The organism is Mesorhizobium sp. M7A.F.Ca.US.006.04.2.1, from assembly GCF_004022915.1.
Classification (GTDB): domain Bacteria; phylum Pseudomonadota; class Alphaproteobacteria; order Rhizobiales; family Rhizobiaceae; genus Mesorhizobium; species Mesorhizobium ciceri.
Window position 1 is genome coordinate 1 of record NZ_RZQA01001632.1, and the last position, 474, is coordinate 474.

A 474-nucleotide genomic window follows, 5' to 3' on the forward strand; every position below is an offset into this window, starting at 1 on the left:
CGGTCTTTCACGCGACGGCGTGAAGGGCGCGATCTCCATGAGGTCCTCGGGGGCCGAGCGGCTGGCGCGGCACTGGCGCACGAAGGCAGCGGCCACCTGTTCGGCGCCATGCCTGGCGAGCAGTGCGTCGATGAAGGAGCGCTCGTCCTCCTTCACCGGCTCATCGAAAGCCGGATCGGCAAGGATGCGCTCGTCGTCGCGCCGCATCACGTCGTCGGCCGAGGGCGGGCTCGCCCATGTCGCCTTGAGGCCGGCGTTCTGCAACAGCCGTTCGGTGCGCTTGCGGGCGCTGTTGGGCACGATCAGCGCGCTGACGCCCTTGCGCCCGGCGCGGCCGGTGCGGCCGCTGCGGTGCAGCAGCGTTTCCGGGTTGGTCGGCAAATCGGCGTGGATGACCAGCTCAAGATTGGGCAGGTCGATGCCGCGCGCCGCGACATCGGTGGCGATACAGACTTTTGCGCGGCCGTCCCGCAT

General features: G+C 69.8%; 1 protein-coding gene. It reads right to left on the reverse strand.

Translation table 11 applies throughout. From position 1 onward, the window contains the following. On the reverse strand, positions 1–474 hold a 474-nt coding region (locus tag EN925_RS39140), incomplete at both ends, for a C-terminal helicase domain-containing protein (RefSeq protein ID WP_164894852.1).